Source organism: Dorea sp. 210702-DFI.3.125 (assembly GCF_020560945.1).
GTDB lineage: Bacteria > Bacillota > Clostridia > Lachnospirales > Lachnospiraceae > Dorea > Dorea formicigenerans.
Genome location: NZ_JAJCNF010000138.1, coordinates 1 through 225, shown reverse-complemented (window position 1 = coordinate 225; position 225 = coordinate 1). Strand labels below are relative to the sequence as shown.

The following is a 225-nucleotide window of genomic DNA, read 5'->3' as shown; positions in this document are numbered from 1 at the left end:
AAAAAATCCCCTGCCCCACATGGTGGAACCGGGAACGGGGGCTTCGCAATACCCGAACCAAATGGGAAAAGAAAGACCCGGAAAACGGACGGTATATGTGGGACTTCTCCGTTATCAAAGACCTTTTGATGAATCCCGTTTACACCGGGGCGATTGCTTCCCAGAAAAAAGACTACCGTTTCAAAATCGGCACGATTGGGGAAAAGAAGCCGGAGGACTGGATTG

1 protein-coding gene is annotated in these 225 nt (G+C 50.2%); it reads left to right on the top strand.

Features of this window, described 5'->3' with window-relative positions; translation table 11 throughout:
* A partial coding sequence (locus LI164_RS15870) for a recombinase family protein (RefSeq protein WP_227087400.1) occupies window positions 1-225 on the top strand: 225 nt, incomplete at both ends.